A 1,329-nucleotide genomic window follows, 5' to 3' on the forward strand; every position below is an offset into this window, starting at 1 on the left:
CTGAGGAATCCCCTAATGATTTTGATAAAAATCATAAATTTAAGGTAGATGCACATCTTGTCATGTGATCAAATGGTTCTGCGAAAAATCAATAACCAGACAACAAGATGTGCGAACTCGATATTTTACACGACTCTCTTTACCAATTCTGCCCTGAATTGCACTTAAAACGACTCAACAGTTTAACGCTGGCTTGCCACGCATTACTTGAATGTAAAACGCTCACTCTTACCGAACTTGGTCGTAACCTGCCAACGAAAGCCAGAACAAAACATAACATCAAACGAATCGACAGATTGTTAGGTAATCGTCACTTGCACAAAGAGCGACTCGCTGTATACCGTTGGCATGCCAGCTTTATCTGTTCAGGTAATTCGATGCCCATTGTTCTTGTTGACTGGTCTGATATTCGTGAGCAAAAACGGCTTATGGTATTGCGGGCTTCGGTGGCACTACATGGTCGTTCTATTACTCTTTATGAGAAAGCGTTTCCGCTTTCAGAGCAATGTTCAAAGGCGGCTCATGACCAATTCTTAGCCGACCTCGCAAGCATTCTACCGAGTAACACTACACCGCTTATTGTCAGTGATGCAGGCTTTAAAGTGCCATGGTATAAATCCGTTGAAAAGCTAGGTTGGTACTGGTTAAGTCGAGTGAGAGGGAAAGTGCAATATGCAGATTTAGGTGCGGAAAACTGGCAACCTATCAGCAACTTACATGGCACCTCTTCAAGTCGAACAAAAACTTTAGGCTATAAGAGGTTGACTAAGAGCAACCCAATCTCATGTCAAATTGCACTGTATAAATCACGTCCTAAAGGCCGAAAAAATCAGCGTTCGACACGGACCAATTGTCATCATCCATCACCTAAAATCTACTCCGCTTCGACAAAAGAACCATGGGTTTTAGCGACTAACTTGCCCGTTGAAACTCGAACACCCAAGCAACTTGTTAAGATCTACTCAAAGCGTATGCAGATAGAAGAAACCTTCCGAGACTTAAAAAGCCAAGCATACGGTCTAGGACTCCGACATAGCAGAACTAGCAGCCCAGAGCGCTTTGATATCATGCTACTGATCGCCCTAATGCTTCAACTGACATTTTGGCTTGTTGGCGTACATTCACAGAAACAAGGTTGGGATAAACACTTCCAAGCAAACACTGTCAGGAATCGAAATGTACTCTCAACAGTGCGCTTAGGCATGGAAGTGTTGCGGCATTCTGGCTACACAATAACGAGGGAAGACTTGCTCGTAGCTGCAATCCTGCTTGCTCAAAATCTATTCAAACATGGTTGCGCTTTGGGGAAATTATGAGGGGATCCCTCAG

General features: G+C 43.6%; 1 protein-coding gene. It reads left to right on the top strand.

Annotated elements, in window-relative coordinates:
- Positions 1–107 precede the first annotated feature (107 nt).
- A complete protein-coding gene (locus tag R7R24_RS24570; protein ID WP_072666889.1) occupies positions 108–1,316 on the top strand; it encodes an IS4 family transposase in 1,209 nt (402 codons plus the stop codon).
- The last annotated feature ends 13 nt before the right edge of the window (positions 1,317–1,329 follow it).

This window comes from Vibrio sp. 704, from assembly GCF_033339295.1.

Excerpts from the sequence above, each read along its gene's own strand:
- R7R24_RS24570 (WP_072666889.1), top strand. The coding sequence starts at position 108 with ATGTGCGAACTCGATATTTTACACGACTCTCTTTACCAATTCTGCCCT.